Source organism: Burkholderia sp. MSMB1826 (assembly GCF_001526325.1).
GTDB lineage: Bacteria > Pseudomonadota > Gammaproteobacteria > Burkholderiales > Burkholderiaceae > Burkholderia.
On record NZ_LOYN01000004.1, the window covers coordinates 93749 to 115448 of the forward strand.

Genomic DNA, 21700 nt, shown 5'->3' on the forward strand with positions numbered 1-21700 from the left:
CGGCACCGGCCATCCGGCGCCCGATGCCCTCGACGTTCGTTTCACGTTCACCGTTCCAAACCGCGAACCTCCCATGACGACTCAGCCTTCCCAGACCGCGGCCGACCGGCCCGTCGACATGATCATCTTCGGCGGCGGCGGCGACCTCGCCGCCCGCAAGCTGTTGCCCGCGCTGTACATGGCGCACCTGCACTGCAATCTTCCGCCCGAGACGCGCATCATCGCCGTCGGCCGCCGCGACTGGGGCATCGACGGCTACCGCAAGTTCATGGACGAGCAGTCGCGCCCGTTCATCGACGAGAAGGCGTTCGACGCCGACGCGTGGAGCCGCTTCCTCGACCTGTTCAAGTACGTGCTGATCGACGTGAACGCGCCGGACGACTACCAGCGGCTCGCCGAAGCGGCGCGCGGCGACGCGATCCGCGTGTTCTACCTGTCGACGTCGCCGGAGCTGTTCACGACGATCTGCGACAACCTGTCGGCCGCGCACCTCGTCGACACGCACTCGCGCGTCGTCCTCGAAAAGCCGCTGGGCCACGATCTCGCGTCCGCGAAGGCGATCAACGACGCGGTCGGCAAGCACTTCGAGGAATCGCAGATCTACCGGATCGATCACTATCTCGGCAAGGAAACCGTGCAGAACCTGATGGTGCTGCGCTTCGGCAACCCGATCTTCGGGCCGCTGTGGCAGGCGCCGAGCATCCGCAGCGTGCAGATCACGGTCGCGGAAACGGTCGGCGTCGGCAGTCGCGCGGGCTTCTACGACCACACCGGCGCGCTGCGCGACATGGTGCAGAACCACCTGCTGCAACTGCTGTGCATCGTCGCGATGGAGCCGCCCGTGTCGCTCGACCCGGACGCGGTGCGCGACGAGAAGCTGAAGGTGCTGCGCTCGCTGCGACCGATGTCGCTGTCGGACGTCGCGCGCGACACGGTGCGCGGCCAGTACACGGCCGGTGCGGTCGACGGTCAGCCGGTCAAGGGCTATCTCGAGGAAGACAACGTGCCGGCGGACAGCCGCGCGGAAACCTTCGTCGCGCTGCGCGCGTACATCAACAACTGGCGCTGGGCGAACGTGCCGTTCTTCCTGCGCACCGGCAAGCGGCTGCAGCGCCGCCAGTCGGAAATCGTGATCGAGTTCGCGGACATGCCGTTCTCGATCATCCCGACCGGCCCGCGCCACTACAGCAACCGCCTCGTGATCCAGCTCCAGCCGGAAGAGTCGATCCAGTTGCAGATGCTCGCGAAGGAGCCGGGCAGCGGGATGAACATGGTGCCGGTGAGCCTGAACCTCGACCTGCAGCAGGCGATTCCGGAGCGGCGCGCGGAAGCGTACGAACGGCTGCTGATCGACGTGATCCGCGGCCGCCTCACGCACTTCATGCGCCGCGACGAGCTCGAAGCGGCGTGGTCGTGGGTCGAGCCGATCCTCGACGGCTGGAAGCAGCTCGGCGACCGGCCGCGCCTGTACACGGCCGGCACGTTCGGGCCTGCCGCCTCGTCGGCGCTGCTCGCGCGCGACGGGATGTCGTGGGCCGAAGAGGCGTAATCGCCGCCCGACGGCGTGCCGCCGCGCGGCACGCCCGTTCCCGACCGGCCGCGCCGCCGGCGCCGCGTCGCTACGGCGACAGCAGCCACGTGGCCTTGCGTCGCGCCGGCGCATCGCGCCCGCTGCCGGCGCCGAGCATCTCGATCAGGTAATCGACGAACGACGCGATCCGCGACGAGATCGCGGTGTTGCGGTAATACACCGCGTTGATCGGCTGCTCGACCTCGAGCGTCTGCCGCGCGAGCACCTGCACGAGCCGCCCGGCCTCGCGATCCTGCGCGGTCACGAAATCCGACAGGCACACGACGCCCGTGCCCTCCAGCGCGAGCTGCCGCAGCGTCTCGCCGCTCGACGACCAGACGTCGGGCTCGATGCGGCAAGGCTCGCCGTCCGTGCCGAGGATCGGCCATACGTTCAGCGATTCGGGCTGCGTGAAGCCGAGCAGCGTGTGCTTGCGGAGATCCTCGACCTTGCGCGGCTGGCCGTGCGCTTCGATGTAGGCGGGGCTCGCGAGCATGCGCACCCGGCTGTTGCCGATGCGCCGGCTGTGCAGCGTCGAATCCTTCAGCCGGCCGATCCGGATCGCGACGTCGGTGCGCCGCTCCAGCAGATCGATGATGCCCTCGTTGCTGTTCAGTTCCAGTTCGACCTTCGGAAAACGCTCGCGGTAGCCGCGCACGAGCGGCACGATCACGTGCAGCATGAACGGCGTCGCGGCGTCGACGCGCAATCGCCCGGACGGCATCTCGCGCCGCGCGAGCATCTGCTCTTCCGCGTTCTCGACCGATTCGACGATCGCGCGCGCATCCTGCAGGAATGCGCGCCCTTCCTCGGTCAGCTCGAGCCGGCGCGTGGTCCGGCGCAGCAGCGTGGTCTTCAGCTTCTCCTCGAGCCGCGCGAGCGTGCGGCTCGTCGCCGACACGGTGAGGTCGAGGTGCTGGGCGGCGGCGGTGATCGAACCGGTGTCGACCACGGCGATAAAGGCCTGGAGTTCGTCGAGGGTGGTCTTCATTGTTGATTTGAAATCAAAACAATTTGGTTTATAGACCAGTTTTTCAGCAAAAGTAAAGCCGGCACACTGCGATCCATTCCTACCGAAACCCGGATCCCGTCATGCCACTCGCGTTGCTTGCGTTGACCATCAGCGCCTTTGCCATCGGCACCACCGAATTCGTGATCGTCGGGCTGATCCCGACGATCGGTGCGGACCTCGGCGTCAGCCTGCCGTCCGCCGGACTGCTCGTCAGCCTGTACGCGCTGAGCGTCGCGATCGGCGCGCCGCTGCTCACCGCGCTCACCGGCCGCGTGCCGCGCAAGGCGCTGCTCGCCGGGCTGATGGCGCTCTTCACCGTCGGCAACCTCGTCGCGTGGCAGGCGCCCGGCTACGAATCGCTGATCGTCGCGCGCGTGCTCACGGGCCTCGCGCACGGCGTGTTCTTCTCGGTCGGCTCGATCATCGCGACGACGCTCGTGCCGAAGGACAAGGCCGCGAGCGCGATCGCGACGATGTTCAGCGGCATGACCGTCGCGTTCGTCGCCGGCATTCCGCTCGGCACGTTCATCGGCCAGCATTTCGGCTGGCGTGCGACGTTCCTGATCGTCGCGCTGTTCGGCCTCGTCGCGTTCGTCGGCGCGGTCGCATTCGTGCCGCGCGGGCTGCCGCAGACGCCGCCGGCGCCGCTCGCCCGCCAGTTGCGCGTGCTGGCCCAGCCGCGCCTGCTGCTCGTCTATGCGATGACGGCCGTCGGTTACGGCGGTTCGCTGATCGCGTTCACCTATATGGCGCCGCTGCTCGAACGGATCGCCGGCTTCACGCCGTCGCAGGTCAGCCTCGTGCTCGTCGGCTACGGCGTATCGGTCGCGATCGGCAACGTGTGGGGCGGCAAGCTCGCGGACGCCGTCGGCCCCGTGAAGGCGCTCAAGCGGATCTTCCTGCTGCTCGCGATCGTGCTGCTCGCGCTGACCTTCACGATCCACGCGAAATGGCTTGCAGTCCTGACGATGCTCGCGTGGGGCGCCGTGGCGTTCGGCAACGTGCCGGGGCTGCAGGTGTACGTCGTCAAGCAGGCGCGCCACTTCGCGCCGGACGCCACCGACGTCGCATCGGGCTTCAACATCGCCGCCTTCAACCTCGGCGTGGCCGGCGGCTCGTTGCTCGGCGGCCTGGTCGTCGCGAACGTCGGCCTCGGCCACACGCCGTGGATCGCCGCCGTCGTCACGCTCGGCGCATTCGCGCTCACCGCGCTGAGCGGCCGTCTCGACCGCCGCCACGGTCTGCCCGAGCGCACGGCCGGACCCGTCGAACTCGCCCATTGAACGCCACTTTTTTACAGGAGCCCACAGCATGAACGCATCGACCCCACGCCCGCCGTTCGCCGGCAAGACTTTCGAAGTCCGTTACGACGGCCTCACCGCGCTCAACGCATACGACGAAGACGGTCGCCACATGCGCTACGAGATCACCGAAGGCCCTTACGTGGGCGCGAAGGGCGAAGTCGAATACACGTGGCAGCGCGTCGCCGGCGAGACCTACGCGACCTCGTGGCAGGAAGCCGATCGCGCCACCGTCGTGCATATCGACGATTTCGCCGCCGGCACGTCGCGCTCGTTCTTCACCGCGTCGTCGCTCGATTTCTACCGGCTCGACGGCAGCCTGCGCGCGGTCTGAACGGAGGCGTCCATCATGCTCACGTCGCTCGACAAGCTCGCCGACGGCGGCTTCAGCATCGGCATCGAACTGCCGCTCGACAACGACTGGACCCCGGCCGGCAACGCGAAACGCCAGCATGACGGCCGCCACCCCGGTGTGCCCGACCTGGAAATCCACGCGGAACTCGCACAACTGGCCGACACGCTCGGCTTCCGCGCGCTCTGGGTGCGCGACGTGCCGGTGTACGACCCGTCGTTCGGCGACGCCGCGCAGGTGTTCGAGACGTTCTCGTATCTCGGCTACCTCGCCGGGATCACGCGCGACATCCTGCTCGGCACCGCGGCCGTCGTGCTGCCGCTGCGCGAACCGCTGCTCACGCTGAAATCGGCCGCGACGATCCAGGAATTGAGCGGCGGCCGCCTGCTGCTCGGCGTCGCGAGCGGCGACCGGCCGGTCGAGTATCCGCTGTTCGGCCGCGACTTCGCCACGCGCGGTGCGACCTTTCGCGACCAGGTCGCGCTGCTGCGCGACGGCGCGCGCGGGCATCTGCCGCCCGGCCTGGACGTGCTTCCCGCGGCCCGTTCGCCGGTGCCGCTGCTCGTCGCGGGCCTCGCGCAGCAGACGCCCGCGTGGATCGGCGAGCACATGGACGGCTGCCTCGCGTATCCGGGCACGCCGGCCGATCACCTGCAGCGCGCCGCGAGCTGGCGTGCGGTGGCCGGCGGCAAGCCGTACGTGAGCTTCATCCATCTCGACCTCGCGGACGATCCGCACGAGCCGCTGCAGCGGCACCGCTTCGGCGCCCGCGCGGGACGCGTCGCGCTGACGGAGGAACTCGCGGCGATGCGCGATGCGGGCGTGCAGCACATCGGCCTGCATTTCCGCCGCAACCGGCGGCCGCTCGACGAAACGATGGCCGAGATCGCCGCGGACGTGCTGCCCGCATTCCATTCGCCAACGAATCCGCAGACGCGCGCCGCATAAGGCCGGCCACGGCCCGCATGCACCCGCGGCACGATCGATATTTGACTTCAAATCAAATATTTTTGTTATCTAAAGGCGTTTATTTCATGAGTCTCAAGCGCCAGAATGATTCCGATACCGCAATCGTTCCCCCTCTTTCAGGAGCACAGATGAGCAAGATTCCCGCCTTCGGCCTCGGTACGTTCCGCCTGCAAGGCCAGGTTGTCATCGACTCGGTGCGCAACGGCCTCGAAGTCGGCTACCGCGCGATCGACACCGCGCAGATCTACGGCAACGAAGCCGAGGTCGGCGAAGCGATCGCCGCGTCCGGCGTGCGCCGCGAAGACCTGTTCCTCACGACGAAGATCTGGGTCGACAACTACGCACCGGACAAGCTGGCGGCCAGCCTCGAGGAAAGCCTGCGCAAGCTGCGCACCGACCATGTCGACCTGACGCTGATCCATTGGCCGGCGCCGGGCAACGGCGTGTCGATCGACACGTTCATGACCGCGCTGGCCGACGCGAAGGCGAAGGGCCTCACGCGCCAAATCGGCATCTCGAACTTCAACATCGAACTGACGAAGGAAGCGATCGCGGCCGTCGGCAGGGACGCGATCGCGACGAACCAGATCGAGCTCAGCCCGTACCTGCAGAATCGCAAGCTGGTCGAGTTCCTGAACGCCGAAGGCATCCACGTGACGTCGTACATGACGCTCGCGTACGGCAAGGTGCTCGGCGACCCGGTGCTCGGCGCGATCGCGCGGCGTCACGACGCGACGCCGGCGCAAGTCGCACTCGCATGGGCGCTGCGGCTCGGCTACTCGGTGATTCCGTCGTCGACCAAGCGCGAGCACCTCGCGAGCAACCTGCTCGCGCAGACGCTGCGCCTGACCGACGAAGACATGGCGCAGATCGCCGCGCTCGAACGCAACGGTCGCGAAGTCGACCCGGCCGGCCTCGCGCCGAAGTGGGACTGAGCGCGCCGCGCCCTCATCCGACACGACCCGTCGCGGCCCGCCGGCCGCGGCACCGACAGGACACCACCATGACCCAGGACCCGCTTTTCCAACCGCTGCGGCTCGGCGCGCTGACGCTGCCGAACCGCATCGTGATGCCGCCGATGACGCGCTCGCGCGCGAGCCAGCCCGGCGACGAAGCCAACGAACTGATGGCCGCGTATTACGCGCAGCGCGCGAGTGCGGGCCTGATCGTCAGCGAAGGCACCTACATCGCGCCGCTCGGCAAGGGCTACGCGTGGACGCCCGGCATCCACACACCGTCGCAGATCGCCGGCTGGCGCAAGGTGACGGACGCCGTGCACGCCGCGCACGGCCGCATCTTCGCGCAGCTGTGGCACGTCGGCCGGCTGAGCCACACGAGTCTGCTCGGCGGCGCGCAACCGGTGTCGTCGTCGCCGCTCCAGGCGAAGGGCGTGAACGTGTTCATCGCCGGCGAAGACGGCAGCACCCCAGGCTTCGTGCAGGCATCCGAGCCGCGCGCGCTGTCGATCGACGAGATCCGCGAGATCGTCGATCAATACCGCGCCGCCTCCCGCCACGCGATCGAAGCCGGCTTCGACGGCGTCGAGCTGCACGGCGCGAACGGCTACCTCGTGAACCAGTTCATCGACTCGAACGCGAACACGCGCACCGACGCGTACGGCGGCTCGCTGGAAAACCGGCTGCGCTTCCTGCGCGAAGTCGCACAGGCGCTGATCGAAGGCGCCGGCGACGCGTCGCGCGTCGGCATCCGCCTCGCACCGTTGACCACGCTGAACGGCTGCGTCGACGACGATCCGGAAACGACCTACCTCGCCGCCGCGAAGCGGCTCGGCGAGCTCGGCGTCGGCTACCTGCACATCGCGGAAGCCGACTGGGACGACGCGCCGCTGATGCCGATCGCCTTCAAGCAGCAATTGCGCGCCGCGTTCCCGGGCGTGCTGATCTACGCCGGCGCGTACACCGCCGAGCGCGCACGCGAAGCGATCGCCGCCGGCTGGACGGACCTCATCGCGTTCGGCCGTCCGTTCGTCGCCAACCCCGACTTGCCCGAGCGCCTGCGCACCGGCGCGCCGCTCGCACCGCATGACCGCAACACGCTGTTCGGCGGTGGCGCCCGCGGGCTGACCGACTACCCGACGCTCGCGCAAGCCGCGGCCTGAACGCTTCGGTCGTGCGTGCCCGGCCGGGCGCTGTATGCCGGCTCCGCACCGGTCGACATTGGCCGGGTCGCGATCCACCGATCGCTGCCCCGCTGCCTCGGCAATCGCGGCGACTATCGCCTCGATTGCCATTTCCACATTGCAGCCGGTGCAATCGGCGTCTACCGTTGATGGAATCGCCTTCGTACGACCATTCGATCTGAAAGGACGCGTTGCCATGCCCAGCTGCTCCCCGACCCGCGACATGCTGCTGGCCATGACGGCCGGTCTTGCCTTGGCGGCTGTCGCCGCACCGGCGCACGCCGGCGATCCGGCCGGCCTCACTTCCCGCGATCCCGTGACGACGGTGCTGTCCACCACCGCGACCGGCGTGCAGATCTACACATGCGAATACGATGCCGAACACCGGCTTGCATGGACCTTCGTGCGGCCGGAGGCGATGTTGTTCGATGAAGCCGGCGCGCTTGTCGTGCGGCACGGCGCGGGGCCGTCGTGGGAAGCACTCGACGGTAGCCGCGTAACCGGCAAGAAGCGCGCGGAAGCGCCGAGCGCCAGCCCGTCCAGCATTGCGCAACTGTTGCTCGCGACGACGCCTGCCGCGACGGGCACGCTCGCCGGCGTGCGTTTCGTGCAGCGGCTCGATACGTCGGGCGGCATGCCGCCGGCGACGGCGTGCACGACCGAGCATGCGATCGGCCGCTTCCCGTACTTCGCGCGATACGTGTTCCTGAAGTGACGCGGGCGCACCGTCGGCGCCGGGCGTCGTCGCGGCAATCCGCCAGTTACTCGGTGTTCCTGTCTTTCAGGCACGCATGGTTGCGCGCGGCGGCGAATCCCGTCGCCCGCCGCAGTTCGCACCGACCTTCCCGGCCACGCCGAAGGCTATTTGTAATATTCAATGCATCGCCCCCTTCCATCCCGCCCGCCGACCCTGCATTCAAATAGTCGCCTTAACGGATTCGAACTAGGCGTATACACGCGTGTCGGCGCGACGAAGCCCCGTTGCACGCCGATATAAGCGCTGCGACATGCGCTGCATGCTCGTCCCCCGATGGGACGTGATCGGTTGCTCGCCTAACCTTCGCTACGGCAAAGCACACGTGACGGGGTCGACCACACCACGCGTCGTCCGACGCGACACCCTCGCGATCGTTTCGATTCGCCCGTCACGGCGCGCATCGCGCGTCATTCGTCTCCACGACGTTGCCGAACAATCCCAACAGATACGAGACACCCTGACGACGGTCCGCCACGGACCGTTTCAGCATGCTGATAAAGGAGCAAGCTCATGAGTGATACCCCGGTGCAGCCGACGGTCGGCGTCGGCGCGGAAGAAACTGACTTTGGCGCCCAGGGAGTCATCGACCGGTACTTCGGCATTTCGTCGCGCGGCAGCACGCAGCGTCGCGAGATCATTGCCGGCGTGACCACCTTCCTCGCGATGGTCTATTCCGTGTTCGTCGTGCCCGGCATGTTCGGCAAGGCCGGTTTCGACACGAGCGCCGTGTTCGTCGCGGTCTGTCTCACCACCGCGTTCGGCTCGCTGCTGATGGGCCTGTGGGCGAAGCTGCCGATCGCGATCGGCTGCGCGATCTCCCTGACCGCGTTCACCGCGTTCGGCCTCGTGCTCGGCAAGGGGCTGCCTCCGACGGTCGCGCTCGGCGCCGTGTTCCTGATGGGCCTCGTGTTTACCGGCATCTCGGTCACCGGCGTGCGTTCGTGGATCCTGCGCAACCTGCCCGCGGGCGTCGCGCACGGCACGGGGATCGGCATCGGCCTGTTCCTGCTGCTGATCGCATCGAACGACGTCGGCCTCGTGATCAAGAACCCGGGCGCCGGCCTGCCGGTCTCGCTCGGCCAGATCACCGCGTTCCCGGTCATCATGTCGGTCGTCGGCCTCGCCGCGATCTTCGGCCTCGAAAAGCGTCGCGTGCCGGGCGGCATCCTGCTCGTCGTGATCGCGATCTCGGTATTCGGCCTGATCTTCGATCCGGGCGTGAAATACCGCGGCATCTTCGCGCTGCCGTCGCTCAGCGCGCCGGGCCACGCATCGCTGATCGGCGCGATGGACATCAAGGGCGCGCTGTCGATGGCCGTACTGCCGAGCGTGCTCGCGCTGGTGATGACCGCCGTGTTCGACGCGACCGGCACCATCCGCGCGGTCGCCGGGCAAGCCGGCCAGCTCGACGAAAACGGCCGCATCGTCAACGGCGGCCGCGCGCTGACCGCCGATTCGATCAGCTCGATCTTCTCCGGCCTGCTCGGCGGCGCGCCGGCGGCGGCCTACATCGAGTCGAGCGTCGGCGTGGCCGCCGGCGCGAAGACGGGCCTCGCGGCGGCCGTGGTCGGCCTGCTGTTCCTCGTCGTGATGTTCTTCTCGCCGCTCGCGGGTCTCGTGCCGTCGTACGCCACCGCACCGGCGCTGATGTACGTCGGCCTGTTGATGCTCGGCAGCGTGAGCAAGCTGCACATGGACGACATGGTCGACGCGATGTCGGGCCTCGTATGCGCGGTGTTCATCGTGCTGACCGCGAACATCGTGACGGGCATCATGCTCGGCTTCTCGACGCTCGTGATCGGCCGCATCGCCAGCGGCGAATTCCGCAAGCTCAACGTCGGCACCGTGCTCATCGCGGCCGTGCTCGTCACGTTCTATCTCGGCGGCTGGGCGATCTGAGCGCGGCACCTGCGCGACGTCGCCTGCACGAGGGCGACGCGCATCGGGACGAGATCGTCTCCTCCACCATCGTCGTCGATGGTCTCCAGGCCTGGGAACGCGAGTTTCCAGGCTTTTTTTGTCCGTGCGACGCCGCGTGACGCGCTTCGCGACAACGGCGCGATACACCCGTTCGCGCCCGGCGCCACGCTCGCGGCGTCGCGCCGTCAGAACGGCTTGATCACGGCCAGCCCGACGACGAGCGCGGTCGCGACGATCGCCGCGCCCGCCGCTTGCCCGAGCCACGGTGTCGGCATGACGACGAGATCGTCGCGCTCCATCCGCCGCAGCGTGCCGGCCAGGATCCCGTGCAGCACCGACAGCGCGGCGACGAGCGCAAGCTTCGCCGACAGCCACGCGGCGCCGAACCAGTGACCGCTCAGCGCCAGCGCGATGCCGGCGATCCAGACGAGCGCGAGCGCGGGCACCGTCACCGTGCGATCCCAGCGCCGCACCGCGCGATGCACGGCGAGATTCGCAATCCGGACCCCGACGGACGACAACAGCAACCCGCCGACGAACGTGACGACGGCGACCAGATGCACGGCCTTCAGCACCAGGTAGATCATCGCGCGTGCCGCCTGCGCGCGATCCAGCCGGCGCTCGCGAGCCCCGCGAACGGCACGACGGCCGACAGCACGAGCCGCACGACCTCGCCCTTGCTCCACAGCCCGCTCGACGCGGTGCCGACCACCGCCCATCCATACATGACGAACGCGACGCCGTGAACCGGGCCCATGATCGATACCGCGACCGGATAGCCGGCCAGATGCTTGAGCGGCACGGCCACGCACACCAGCACGACGAGCGTGGTCGCTTCCAGCAGCGACAGGTATTGCAGGTTCCGCAACGCGTTGCGATCGTCTTGTTTCATCGGCAGGCTCCAGGTGGGTCCGCCGCGATTGTCGCGTGTGGTACGGGTTCGAGCCATTGGCTAGAATGACATCTTTCAACGGATTCCGGCCACGGGCCGCACACGCCATGCACACGGTCGCCGTTCTTGCGTTGCCCGATGTCGTCCCGTTCGATCTGGGCGTTGCATGCGACACGTTCGCGCGCGTGCGGGCGCCCGACGTCGCGCCCGCGTACCGCGTGCGCGTGTGCAGCGAGCAGCCGCGCGTCGGCGGCGACCTGTTCGAGCTGCGTCCGCCGTTTCGTCTCGATGCGCTGGCCGACGCCGATACGATCATGGTGCCCGGCACGTCGGCGCCGCTCGCGCCCACGTCGCGCCGCGTGCTCGACGCGCTGCGCGCGGCGGCCGCGCGCGGATGCCGGATCGCGTCGATCTGCAGCGGCGCGTTCGTGCTCGCGGAAGCGGGGCTGCTCGACGGCCTGCGCGCGACGACGCACTGGCTCGCAGCCGCCGAACTCGCGCGCCGCTATCCGACCGTCGACGTCGACCCGAACGTGCTGTTCGTCGACAACGGCCAGATCCTGACGTCGGCCGGTGCGGCCGCCGGCCTCGATCTGTGCCTGCACATGATCCAGGCCGACTATGGCGCGGCGGTCGCCGTCGACGCTGCCCGCAGCGCGGTGGCGCCGCGCGTGCGCGAGGGCGGGCAGGCGCAGTTCATCGCGCCCGAATGGCCGACCGGCGGCGACGGCCTGCACGACCTGATGGACTGGCTGCAGGCCAACCTGCGCAAGCCGCTGACGCTCGACGCGATCGCGCGCAAGGCGTCGACAAGCGTGCGCACGCTGACGCGGCGCTTCCGGGAGCAGACGGGCACGTCGCCGGGGCAATGGCTGCAGACCGCGCGCGTCCGGCATGCGCAGCAGTTGCTGGAGGTGACCGAGCTGTCGATCGAACATGTGGCGACGGAAGCCGGGTTCGGTTCGGTCACCGCGTTTCGCGAACGCTTCGCGCGCATCGTCGGCACCTCGCCGCAGCGTTACCGGCAGGCGTTCCGCGCGCGCGCCGATGCGTGACGCGCATCGGGATCGCCCCGCCGCAGCATGAATCCGTCGCCCGCCGCCGCCCCTTTCGCGCCCACCGGACTCCCTCCATGACCCGCATCCGTAACCCCTTGAACATCGCGCAGCTCCAGGCGTTCGTCTCCGCCGCGCACCACAAGAGCCTGCGCGCCGCCGCCCGCGAGCTCGGCGTCACGCAGCCGGCGATCACGCACACGATCCGCGAGCTCGAAACCGCGCTCAACGCGGAGCTGCTCGCTCGCAGCGTGCGCGGCGTCGAGCTGACCGCCTGCGGCGAGGCGCTGCTGCCGCGCGCCGAGCAATTGCTCGGCGACATCCGCCGCACGGTCGAGGCGGTCGAGCAGGTGAAAGGCGAGATGTCGGGCCGCGTCGCGGTCGGCACGATGCCGTCGATCGCGCTGACCGCGTTGCCGCGCGCGGTGACGGCATTCCGCGAGTCGATGCCGAACGTCAGCCTGCATCTGGAGGAAGTGACGGTGCCCGACGCGCTCGCGCAGTTGCGCAACGGCACGCTCGACATCGCTGCGATGCACCATGTGCCCGCGCTCGACCGCGATTTCACGCAACTGCCGCTGCTGTCGACCGAATTCACGATCGTGATGCGCGACGGTCATCCGCTCGCGCAGGCGCGCCGGTTAGAGGAACTGCTCGACGCCGAATGGATCGTCACCGTCGGCGCCGAGCAGTTTCCGCACAGCGTGATGGTCGGGATGTTCGAGGCGCACGGGCTGCCGCTGCCGAAACGTTTGCTGCGCTCGCCGATGTCGTTCGCGGTGACGCTGGGGCTCGTCGCGCGCTCGGACGTGATCGGCTGCTTCACGCGCCCGCTCGCCGCGATGGTGGCCCCGCTCGGCATCCGCACGGCCGAACTCGACGAAAGCATGCCGCGCTTCGACCTGTCGATCATCGCGCGGCGCGACCTGCTGCCCACGCCGGCCGTCTCGCACTTCGTCACGTGCCTGCAGCGCGCGGTCAACGAAACGCTCGGTTGAATCGTTCCTGTGTGTGAAACGGCGACGCGTCCGACGCGCCGCCGCCGGGCCCGGTATCGGGGCTTGTCCTAGGCGCCCCGCCGGTATTTTGTCTTGATAATCTTGCGCACGTCGCGCGCCCCCATCGGGCGGGCGAAACGGACTGTCCGACGCGAAGCCGCGGCGGGCCGAAGGCTTACGGCGCGGCACAACCGCGCACCCATCGAACAAAACGAGGAGTCACCGAGTGAAAAAGATTCTTGCGGCTGTGACCGTGGCCCTGCTCGCCGTATCGGCCGGCAGCGCGTACGCGAAAGACTGGACGACCGTGCGGTTCGGCGTCGACGCAAGCTACCCGCCTTTCGAATCGAAAGGCGCCGACGGCAAGGTGGTCGGCTTCGACGTCGATCTGGGCAACGAAATTTGCCGCCGCATGAACGCGAAGTGCGTGTGGATCGAAAACGACTTCGACGGGATGATCCCGGCGCTGAAGGCCCGCAAGTTCGACGGCGTGCTGTCGTCGATGTCGATGACGCCGGCGCGTCAGGAACAGATCGCGTTCTCGGCGAAGCTGTTCAACACGCCGACGCGCCTCGTCACGAAGAAGGGCGCCGGCCTGATGCCGACGGCCGAATCGCTGAAGGGCAAGTCGGTCGGCGTCGAGCAGGGCACGATCCAGGAAACCTATGCGAAGACGTACTGGGCGTCGAAGGGCGTGAACGTCGTGCCTTACCAGAACCAGGACCAGGTCTACGCCGACCTGATCTCCGGCCGTCTGGACGGCGCGCTGCAGGACGCGGTGCAAGCCGAGATCGGCTTCCTGAAGACGCCGCGCGGCGCGAACTTCGACTTCGCCGGCAAGGATCTCGACGATCCGAAGACGCTCGGCAACGGCGCCGGTATCGGCCTGCGCAAGGAAGACACCGACCTGAAGGCGAAGATCGACAGCGCGATCGCCGGCATGCGCAAGGACGGCACGTACGACAAGCTCGCGAAGAAGTACTTCGATTTCGACGTCTACGGCAAGTAATCCGGCCGACGCACGCGCGATTCGGCGCGACGGGAACGGGCTCCGCGAGGAGCCCGTTTTTTTTGCGCGCGGCGCCGGCGACGTTATTTTTTCCGCGCCAACCCGATGATTCTCAACGGAAAACCGCGTGTTCTGGCGCCGGTTTGATGGCGGCGAGAAAGGCAACGTACAATCGATCTTCCACGCACATGGATCATTCGCGGCTGCGCCGCACTCCCCTCATCATGCAAACGCAGACCCATCCGCTGATTTCCCCCGCCGTCGGTACCGAACGCCAGATCACCAGCTTCCATTACGGCCCGCGCGGCGGCAAGAAGGTCTATATCCAGTCGTCGCTGCACGCGGACGAGCTGCCCGGCATGCTGGTCGCCACGCTGCTGCGCCGCAAGATCGCCGCGCTCGAAGCCGCCGGCAAGCTGCGCGGCGAAATCGTCGTCGTGCCCGTGCCCAATCCGATCGGCCTGTCGCAGCACGTGTTCGGCGATCACCTCGGCCGCTTCGAGCTCGGCTCGATGCAGAACTTCAACCGCAATTTCTACGATCTCGCGGCGCTCGTGCTGCCGCGTGTCGAAGAGCGCCTCACGAACGACGCGCAGCGCAATCTGGCCGTCGTGCGCACGGCGATGCGCGAAGCGCTCGACGAGCAGAAGCCGCGCACCGAGCTCGACTCGCAGCGCCTCGCGCTGCAGAAGCTGTCGTTCGACGCCGATATCGTGCTCGACCTGCACTGCGACAGCGACGCGGTGATGCATCTCTACACGAATCCCGATCTGTGGCCGGACGTCGAGCCGCTGGCGCGCTATCTCGATGCCAAGGCCTCGCTGCTCGCGCTGAATTCGGTCGGCAACCCGTTCGACGAAATCCACAGTTTCTGCTGGTCGGATCTGCGCAGCCGCTTCGGCGACCGCTTCCCGATCCCGAACGGCGCGATTTCGGTCACGGTGGAACTGCGCAGCGAACGCGACGTGTCGTACGAGTTCGCCGAAAAGGATGCGCAGGCGATCGTCGAATACCTGACCGAGCGCGGCATCGTCGAAGGCACGCCGGCGCCGCTGCCGCCGCTCGCGCACCCGGCCACGCCGCTCGCGGGCACCGATCCGCTCGTCGCGCCCGTGTCGGGCGTGATCGTGTTCCGCACGCCGGTCGGCGCGATGATCGAGGCAGGCCAGGCCGTGGCCGATATCGTCGATCCGCTGACCGATCGCGTCGTCACGCTGAAGAGCAGCGTGTCGGGCGTGCTGTACGCGCGCCAGGTCGTGCGCTTCGCGACGGCCGGCATGGAAGTCGCGCGCATCGCGGGCGCGACCGCGATCCGCACCGGCTCGCTGCTGTCCGCCTGAGCCCGGGCGCGCGACCCGCGCGCCAGGCCATCCCGCACTGTGCATGCAATCGCATGCACCAACGCAATCGCCCGCTTGCGCGGGCGATTCGCTTTCCGGAGCACGCGTCGGCGGCCGGCGATCGCCCGCTGGCGGCCGCGCGCGAACGCCGTTCAGAACGCCGGCACGATCGCGCCGCCGAACTTCTGGTCGATGAACTTGCGCACGTCGTCCGACTCGTAGGCCGCGACGAGCTTCTTCACCCACGGCTTGTCCTTGTCCTGCGCGCGCACCGCGATCAGGTTCGCGTACGGCCCGCGCAGATCCTCGATCGCGATCGCATCCTTCACCGGCGTGAGCCCGGCCTTGACCGCGTAGTCGGTGTTGATCGACGCGGCATCGACGTCGGGCAGCGCGCGCGGCAGTTGCGCGGCGTCGAGCTCGACGATCCTGATCTTCTTCGGGTTCTCGGCGACGTCGAGCGGCGTCGCGTTCACGCCGTTCGTGCCGGCGCCGGTCTTCAGCTTGATCACCCCGTACTTCTGCAGCAGCAAGAGCGCGCGGTTGCCGTTCGACGGGTCGTTCTGGATCCCGACCTTCGCGCCGACCGGCAAATCCTTCAGCGACTTGAGCTTCTTCGAATAGAAGCCCATCGGCGCGGTATACGTGAGCCCGACGTTGACGATCTTGTAGCCGCGCTGCTTGATCTGGCTGTCGAGGAACGGCTGGTGCTGGAAGCCGTTCGCATCGAGATCGCCGGAATCGAGCGCCGCGTTCGGCTGCACGTAGTCGTTGAATTCGATGACCTTGATCGCGAGCCCTTCGCGCGCGGCGACCTTCGTCACTTCGGTCCAGATCTGCGCGTCGGGGCCGCTCATCGTGCCGACTTTCAGCGTTTGCGGGTCGGCGTGCGCGCCGGGGGCGGCGAATGCCAGCGCGGCGGCGAGTGCGCCGAGGCCGGTCAGGATCGAACGTCGCATGGTGTCCTCTTGTCCCGTGTCGTTGTCGAAGCGCGCATCGTGGCACGGGGCCGGAACGGCACCAACCAAGCTTATTTCATGTGCATATTCCGGATCCTCATCGAATCTCAGGCGGAATCGGTATAACTCCGCGCTGTACAACCGGGCAAAATCCAGTGTCGCATCGGCACCACACATTCTTCATATGACAGTCGCTGTCATATTCATTACGTGGCCCGCCGATAAAGTTGCGCCGGTCCGTGAAAGCGCCCATAGAGTGCGCCGGAACCGCAACTGGACACGCCATTCATTCGCTCGGAGAATCCTTTGAACAAGAAACTGTTGACCATCGCCGCCCTGGCAGCAACGGCCGGCACGGCACACGCACAAAGCAGCGTGACCCTGTACGGCGTCATCGATGCCGGTATCAGCTACGTGAACCACAGCAAGACCGCCAACGGCGGCACGGGCAAGCTGTTCAAGTACGACGACGGCGTGGCTCAAGGTAGCCGTTGGGGCCTGCGCGGCACCGAAGACCTCGGTGGCGGCCTGAAGGCGATCTTCGTGCTCGAAAACGGCTTCAACAGCGGCAACGGCACGATCGGCCAGGGTGGCGCGATCTTCGGTCGCCAGGCTTACGTCGGCCTGAGCCAGTCGCAATACGGCACGGTCACGTTCGGCCGCCAGTACTCGTTCTCGACCGACATCCTCGGCTCGAACTACTCGACGGGCGGCAACACGGTCGCGGGTAACTACGCGTACCACGTGAACGACATCGACCAGCTCACGTCGAGCCGCATCAACAACGCCGTGAAGTTCCAGAGCGCGAACTACTCGGGCTTCACGTTCGGCGCGTTGTACGGCTTCTCGAACTCGACCGACTTCGCAGGCGCACCGGCAACGACGACGGGCACGACGACGACGGCAGGCTCGTCGCGCGCATACAGCTTCGGCCTGAACTACGCGAACGGCCCGTTCTCGCTCGGCGCCGCCTACACGGACATCCGCTTCCCGAGCCAGTCGACGCCGGCCTTCTCGACGACGATCGCGAACCTGAGCACCGGCAACGTCCGCGACCTGCGCACGTACGGCGTGGGTGGCCGCTACGTCTGGGGCCCGGCGACGGCATGGCTGCTGTGGACGCGTACGCAGTTCTCGACCGTGTCGGGCGCGGGCGGCACGTTCTACAACGCATATGAAGCAGGCGCGAAGTACGCGTTCACGCCGGCACTGTCGGGCGGCCTCGGCTACACGTACACGAACGCCACGCAGAACGGCAACTCGTGGCACTGGAACCAGGTCAACGGTATCGCCGACTACGCACTCAGCAAGCGTACGGACGTGTACGGCCTGGTCGTGTACCAGCAGGCTTCGGGCAAGGGCGTGCAAGCGCAGATCGGCTCGAGCACGAGCTACTTCAACACGTCGGGCACGGGTTCGAAGAACCAGATCGCCGCACGTATCGGTATCCGTCACAAGTTCTAAAGCATCCGCTCGACTGTCCGCGTCACGCGGATCACGACGGCAAGCAGCGCCCCGCTCCACGCGGGGCGCTTTTTTATGGGCTTTTAAGTTTCGCTTAATTCTGGGCTGAGAGGATGCTCTCACCCCCCCTGTTGGCCGCCTGAGCATCGGCGGCTTTTTTTTTGAGACACCCCTACGGCACCGCCATCAACTGCCCACAAGACAGGATCGGAGGCCACGATGATCGAAGATACCGTTTTCAGCCATCTGCACGCGATTCTGACGTGCCAACACTCGCTGCCGGTCCAGAGTTGCCGCGTGTCGGTGGAAATGCAGCGCCCCTGGGGCCGTCCGTATCGCCTCGTCGAGTGGACGATGCATCTCGACGCGCCCGCGCGGCGTCAGATCGTGCCGGCCGAATCGACCGACGAAGAAATCGCCGAGGTCGTCGCGTCGCACGTGCCCGGCCGGCTTTACGGCGACGGCCGGCTGCAGTTCTGAACGCGTCTGCACGCCACCCGCCTTCCGGCTTTCGGCCGCGCCGCACGCATCGTGCGGCAGTCGGTCTCGTTTGACGCGGCAACGAAACCTGCTACGCTGCGCGTTTTCGTCCACGCAACACACGATGGAAAACGCATTCAACGAGCGCGGCGTCATGGTCACGCGCAACGGCCTGTCGGCCGCGGGGCAGGTATTCGCACTGCGTGACATTCGCCACGTCGACGTCGTCAAGATTCCGAAGAACCGGCTCGTGCCGTCGCTGATCTCGCTGATCGGCGCGGCCATCGCCGTCGCCGGTGGCATCGGCGCGTCGAGCGCCGCGCTGGTGGTCGGCGTGATGCTCGTCGTCGTCGGCTATCTCGCCTGGGCCACGCAGGACATCACGTATCGCCTGCTGGTCGAGATGCCCGACGGCAAGCGCGAAGCGCTGTCGAGCGTCGACGCCGAGTTCGTCGAACGCGTCGCGCAGGTCGTGCGCGATGCACAGGCCGCGACGGCGGCCAGCTGATTCCATTCGCGTCGCGGCGCGCTTCGGTTCGCGATCCGCGGATGCGCGCGGCGCGTATCGGCTCGCGCGGCGCCTCGTTGCTGCGGGCCGACGCAGCTTCGTCGAATCGGCTTCCCGCGTCGTCATCTCGCGTTCCGCGCGTGCGCGGCGACTGCCGACCGCCTAGTATGGAAAGAGCGGCCCGCCGCCGCATCGTCCGAGGAGGCCAGCATGAACGCCCAATCGCTGTCCGGCATGCTTCGCGCACAGGAACTGCTGATCGTGTCGATGATCCGCGCGCTTCCCCTTGACGAACGCCGTGCGCTCGTCGATCTCTACACCGAACAGATCGCGTTCGCCGAACAGGCCGGTATCGAAAGCCACGGCGATCGCGCGACACACGATGCGTTCATCGCGCATACGCGCAACCTGTTGATTCGCATCGAAGCGCTCGCTTAAGGCCCTTTTCCCTCGAATTTCCGTCCCGGCTCGCGCGCGCCGCGCATGCGAGCGCTCACTCGCGCAGGTCGCTTCGCGTCCTTGTATCGATAATAATTCTCATTTACACTGACAAAATTGTCAGTTGCCTTTCAAATCGCCGTTTGCCGCATGCCGCGCGCAAACGGGCCAGCCAGGTGAACGCGTCACCCAGCCAGCCTTCGGGCTTGTTATCGTCAATGGGAGACCACCTGTGCATTGCTATACGCTGGCGCGGCGGCCGATCTGTGCCGCGCTGTTCGGCGCGTTCGGCCTGTCCGCCGCCACGGCTCACGCCGATTCGTCGCCGCAAGGCGCCACCCCGCCTGCCGCCGTCCTGACCGCCGCCGCGTCCACGCGCGGCGATGCGGCGCTGCTCGACCCCGTCACCGTCACGGCCACCCGCACCGCCACCGCGGCGAGCCGCACGGCGGCGTCCGTGTCGGTGATCACCGACGAGGATCTCGAAGCGCAGCAGGCCACCAACATCAAGGACGCGCTGCGCTACGAGCCCGGCATCACGGTGCGCCGCACCGCGTACCGGCCCGGCAGCGCCGCGCTCGGCGGCGGCCGCGACGGCGATTCGAGCATCAACATCCGCGGCCTCGAGGGCAATCGCGTGCTGCTGATGGAAGACGGTATTCGCCTGCCGAACGCGTTCTCGTTCGGGCCGCTCGAAGCCGGGCGCGGCGACTACGCCGATCTCGACACGCTCAAGCGCATCGAGATCCTGCGCGGGCCGGCGTCGGCGCTCTACGGCAGCGACGGCCTGACCGGCGCGGTGAACTTCATCACGAAGGATCCGCGCGACCTGCTGTCGATCTACGGCAAACCCCATTACTTCTCGTTCCGGCCGAGCTACGACTCGGCCGACCGCAGCGTCGGCGCGACCGTGTCGGCCGCGGGCGGCAACGATCGCATCCAGGGGATGATCATCGCCGACGGCCGGCGCGGCCACGAGGTCGACACGCGCGGCGGCAACAACTCGGCGAGCACGCTGCGCACGACGTCGAACCCGCAGGACGTCTATTCGGAATCGTTGCTCGGCAAGCTCGTGCTGACGCCGACCGCGCGCGACACGATCAAGCTCACCGCCGAAACGGTGCAGCGGCGCGTGAGCACGGATGTGCTCTCCGCGATCAATGCGCCGGCGACGCGCGGCCTCACGACTCGCGACCGGCTCGAGCGCAACCGCTTCAGCGTCGACTACGACTTCCGCGACGACGCATTTCGCTGGTTCCAGACCGCGCACGTGCAGTTCTACTACCAGGACGCGAAGCAGGACCAGTACGCGTTCGAGACGCGCGGCGCGCCGCTGAAATCGCGCTCGCGCGACAACCAGTACAAGGAACGCACGTTCGGCGGCGCCGCGTTCGCCGAAAGCGGCTTCGCGACCGGCCCGCTCGCGCACAAGCTGCTGTACGGCGTGGACGGCAGCCTGTCGCGCGTGACGAACATGCGCGACGGCACGGTGCCGGGCGTCGGCGAAGCGTTCCCGAACAAGGCGTTCCCCGACACCGACTACACGCTGTTCGGCGCGTTCGTGCAGGACCAGATCGGCTACGGCCGCCTGCTCGTCACGCCGGGCCTGCGCTTCGACACGTACCGGCTGAGCCCGACCGAAAACGATCCGCTGTTCACCGGCAAGGCCGTGTCGACGAGCGCGAACGAACTGTCGCCGCGCGTCGCCGTGCTCTACGAGATCACGCCCGCGGTCATTCCGTACGTGCAGTACGCGCATGGCTTCCGCGCGCCGACGCCCGACCAGGTGAACAGCAGCTTCTCGAATCCGGTGTACGGCTACACGTCGATCGGCAATCCGAACCTGAAGCCCGAAACCAGCGACACGTTCGAAGCCGGCCTGCGCGGAAAGGCCGGCACCGGCTACGGCGTCGTGCGCTACAGCGCGGCCGCGTTCACCGGCCGCTACCGCAACTTCATCTCGCGCACGACGATCGCCGGCAGCGGCCGCCCGGTCGACCCGTTCGTGTTCCAGTACGTGAACTTCGCCGACGCGCGCATCCACGGCCTCGAAGGCCGCGCCGAATGGGTGATGCCGAACGGCGTCACGCTGAAGACGGCGATGGCGTTCACGAAAGGCTCGACGCAGAACGACGGCGCGGCCAGCCAGCCGCTCAACACCGTGAACCCGTTCTCGGCCGTGTTCGGCGTGCGGTACGAGCCGGGCGAACGCTGGTTCGTGCAGACCGACCTGCTGTTCCAGGCCGCCAAACGCGACAAGGACGTCGACAAGTCCGACTGTTCGAACAAGGCGTGCTTCACGCCGCCGTCGTCGTTCGTCGTCGACCTGCGCGGCGGCTACCGCTTCAACAAGCACGTGAGCGCGACGATCGGCATCCGCAACCTGTTCGACCGCAAGTACTGGAACTGGTCGGACGTGCGCGGCATCGCGGCCGATTCGCAGGTGCTCGATGCGTATTCGTCGCCCGGCCGCACGGTCGCCGTCAGCATGAAAGTGGATTTCTGATGCGCGGTGCCCGCGCTGCCACCCCAACCG

At 67.6% G+C, this 21700-nt stretch carries 21 protein-coding genes; 17 read left to right on the forward strand and 4 right to left on the reverse strand.

Translation table 11 applies throughout. The features are described 5' to 3' along the window. The first annotated feature begins 73 nt into the window (after positions 1 to 73). On the forward strand, positions 74 to 1549 hold the full coding sequence (gene zwf / locus WS95_RS01250; protein ID WP_059821853.1) for a glucose-6-phosphate dehydrogenase: 1476 nt from the start codon (positions 74 to 76) through the stop codon (positions 1547 to 1549). 70 nt (positions 1550 to 1619) lie between these two features. Here zwf and WS95_RS01255 read toward each other — a convergent pair whose 3' ends face one another. Further along, complete coding sequence (locus WS95_RS01255) at positions 1620 to 2561, reverse strand: LysR family transcriptional regulator (protein ID WP_059780062.1); 942 nt, start codon at positions 2559 to 2561, stop codon at positions 1620 to 1622. Between the two features lie 101 nt (positions 2562 to 2662). On the opposite strand from WS95_RS01255, the gene WS95_RS01260 reads away from it, so the two are divergent. The 7 genes from WS95_RS01260 (at position 2663) to WS95_RS01290 (ending at position 10000) form a co-directional block, all read left to right on the forward strand. Continuing rightward, positions 2663 to 3865 (forward strand): MFS transporter, encoded by a 1203-nt coding sequence (locus WS95_RS01260; RefSeq protein WP_059821855.1) that lies wholly within the window; start codon positions 2663 to 2665, stop codon positions 3863 to 3865. A 28-nt stretch (positions 3866 to 3893) separates the two neighbouring features. Next, entirely contained in the window at positions 3894 to 4217 is a 324-nt protein-coding gene (locus WS95_RS01265; RefSeq protein ID WP_059821857.1) for a MoaF-related domain-containing protein, read from the forward strand. 15 nt (positions 4218 to 4232) lie between these two features. Next, on the forward strand, positions 4233 to 5183 hold the full coding sequence (locus WS95_RS01270; protein WP_059821860.1) for an LLM class oxidoreductase: 951 nt from the start codon (positions 4233 to 4235) through the stop codon (positions 5181 to 5183). A gap of 149 nt (positions 5184 to 5332) precedes the next feature. Continuing rightward, positions 5333 to 6139 (forward strand): 2,5-didehydrogluconate reductase DkgB, encoded by an 807-nt coding sequence (gene dkgB / locus WS95_RS01275; protein ID WP_059821862.1) that lies wholly within the window; start codon positions 5333 to 5335, stop codon positions 6137 to 6139. Positions 6140 to 6207: 68 nt separating this feature from the next. Next, on the forward strand, positions 6208 to 7323 hold the full coding sequence (locus tag WS95_RS01280; RefSeq protein ID WP_059821864.1) for an alkene reductase: 1116 nt from the start codon (positions 6208 to 6210) through the stop codon (positions 7321 to 7323). 217 nt (positions 7324 to 7540) lie between these two features. Further along, positions 7541 to 8059: a DUF3455 domain-containing protein gene (locus tag WS95_RS01285; RefSeq protein WP_059821866.1), complete on the forward strand. Its 519-nt coding sequence runs from the start codon at positions 7541 to 7543 to the stop codon at positions 8057 to 8059. A 552-nt stretch (positions 8060 to 8611) separates the two neighbouring features. Then, positions 8612 to 10000: an NCS2 family permease gene (locus tag WS95_RS01290; protein ID WP_034206024.1), complete on the forward strand. Its 1389-nt coding sequence runs from the start codon at positions 8612 to 8614 to the stop codon at positions 9998 to 10000. Positions 10001 to 10206: 206 nt separating this feature from the next. Here WS95_RS01290 and WS95_RS01295 read toward each other — a convergent pair whose 3' ends face one another. Together WS95_RS01295 and WS95_RS01300 are read right to left on the reverse strand one after the other, a co-directional pair. Continuing rightward, positions 10207 to 10608, reverse strand: coding sequence for a CopD family protein (locus WS95_RS01295; protein WP_059821868.1), 402 nt, complete (start codon positions 10606 to 10608; stop codon positions 10207 to 10209). Continuing rightward, a complete protein-coding gene (locus WS95_RS01300; RefSeq protein ID WP_059821870.1) occupies positions 10605 to 10913 on the reverse strand; it encodes a DUF3817 domain-containing protein in 309 nt (102 codons plus the stop codon). The genes WS95_RS01295 and WS95_RS01300 overlap by 4 nt, the downstream gene beginning before the upstream one ends. 107 nt (positions 10914 to 11020) lie before the next feature. Between WS95_RS01300 and WS95_RS01305 the strand changes: the two genes are divergently transcribed. The 4 genes from WS95_RS01305 (at position 11021) to WS95_RS01320 (ending at position 15315) form a co-directional block, all read left to right on the forward strand. After that, a complete protein-coding gene (locus WS95_RS01305) occupies positions 11021 to 11968 on the forward strand; it encodes a GlxA family transcriptional regulator (RefSeq protein WP_059780069.1) in 948 nt (315 codons plus the stop codon). A 77-nt stretch (positions 11969 to 12045) separates the two neighbouring features. Next, positions 12046 to 12966, forward strand: a complete 921-nt coding sequence (locus tag WS95_RS01310; RefSeq protein ID WP_059821872.1) for a LysR family transcriptional regulator — start codon at positions 12046 to 12048, stop codon at positions 12964 to 12966. Between the two features lie 226 nt (positions 12967 to 13192). Next, on the forward strand, positions 13193 to 13975 hold the full coding sequence (locus WS95_RS01315; RefSeq protein ID WP_059821874.1) for an ABC transporter substrate-binding protein: 783 nt from the start codon (positions 13193 to 13195) through the stop codon (positions 13973 to 13975). Between the two features lie 224 nt (positions 13976 to 14199). After that, the gene (locus WS95_RS01320) at positions 14200 to 15315 is read left to right on the forward strand and encodes a succinylglutamate desuccinylase/aspartoacylase family protein (RefSeq protein ID WP_034206018.1); all 1116 of its coding nucleotides are present in this window, start codon (positions 14200 to 14202) and stop codon (positions 15313 to 15315) included. Between the two features lie 152 nt (positions 15316 to 15467). Here WS95_RS01320 and WS95_RS01325 read toward each other — a convergent pair whose 3' ends face one another. Then, positions 15468 to 16274 carry a MetQ/NlpA family ABC transporter substrate-binding protein gene (locus WS95_RS01325; protein WP_059821876.1) on the reverse strand — a complete coding sequence of 269 codons (807 nt, stop codon included), beginning with the start codon at positions 16272 to 16274 and terminating at the stop codon, positions 15468 to 15470. Positions 16275 to 16580: 306 nt separating this feature from the next. Between WS95_RS01325 and WS95_RS01330 the strand changes: the two genes are divergently transcribed. From WS95_RS01330 to WS95_RS01350, 5 genes are all read left to right on the forward strand, one after another. Continuing rightward, positions 16581 to 17738 (forward strand): porin, encoded by a 1158-nt coding sequence (locus WS95_RS01330; RefSeq protein WP_059821878.1) that lies wholly within the window; start codon positions 16581 to 16583, stop codon positions 17736 to 17738. A 219-nt stretch (positions 17739 to 17957) separates the two neighbouring features. Then, complete coding sequence (locus WS95_RS01335; protein WP_011548992.1) at positions 17958 to 18218, forward strand: DUF2866 domain-containing protein; 261 nt, start codon at positions 17958 to 17960, stop codon at positions 18216 to 18218. A gap of 124 nt (positions 18219 to 18342) precedes the next feature. Next, complete coding sequence (locus WS95_RS01340; protein ID WP_059821880.1) at positions 18343 to 18726, forward strand: DUF6232 family protein; 384 nt, start codon at positions 18343 to 18345, stop codon at positions 18724 to 18726. 210 nt (positions 18727 to 18936) lie between these two features. Continuing rightward, positions 18937 to 19164, forward strand: a complete 228-nt coding sequence (locus WS95_RS01345) for a hypothetical protein (RefSeq protein ID WP_059821882.1) — start codon at positions 18937 to 18939, stop codon at positions 19162 to 19164. A gap of 232 nt (positions 19165 to 19396) precedes the next feature. Further along, positions 19397 to 21670, forward strand: a complete 2274-nt coding sequence (locus WS95_RS01350; protein ID WP_059821884.1) for a TonB-dependent hemoglobin/transferrin/lactoferrin family receptor — start codon at positions 19397 to 19399, stop codon at positions 21668 to 21670. The last annotated feature ends 30 nt before the right edge of the window (positions 21671 to 21700 follow it).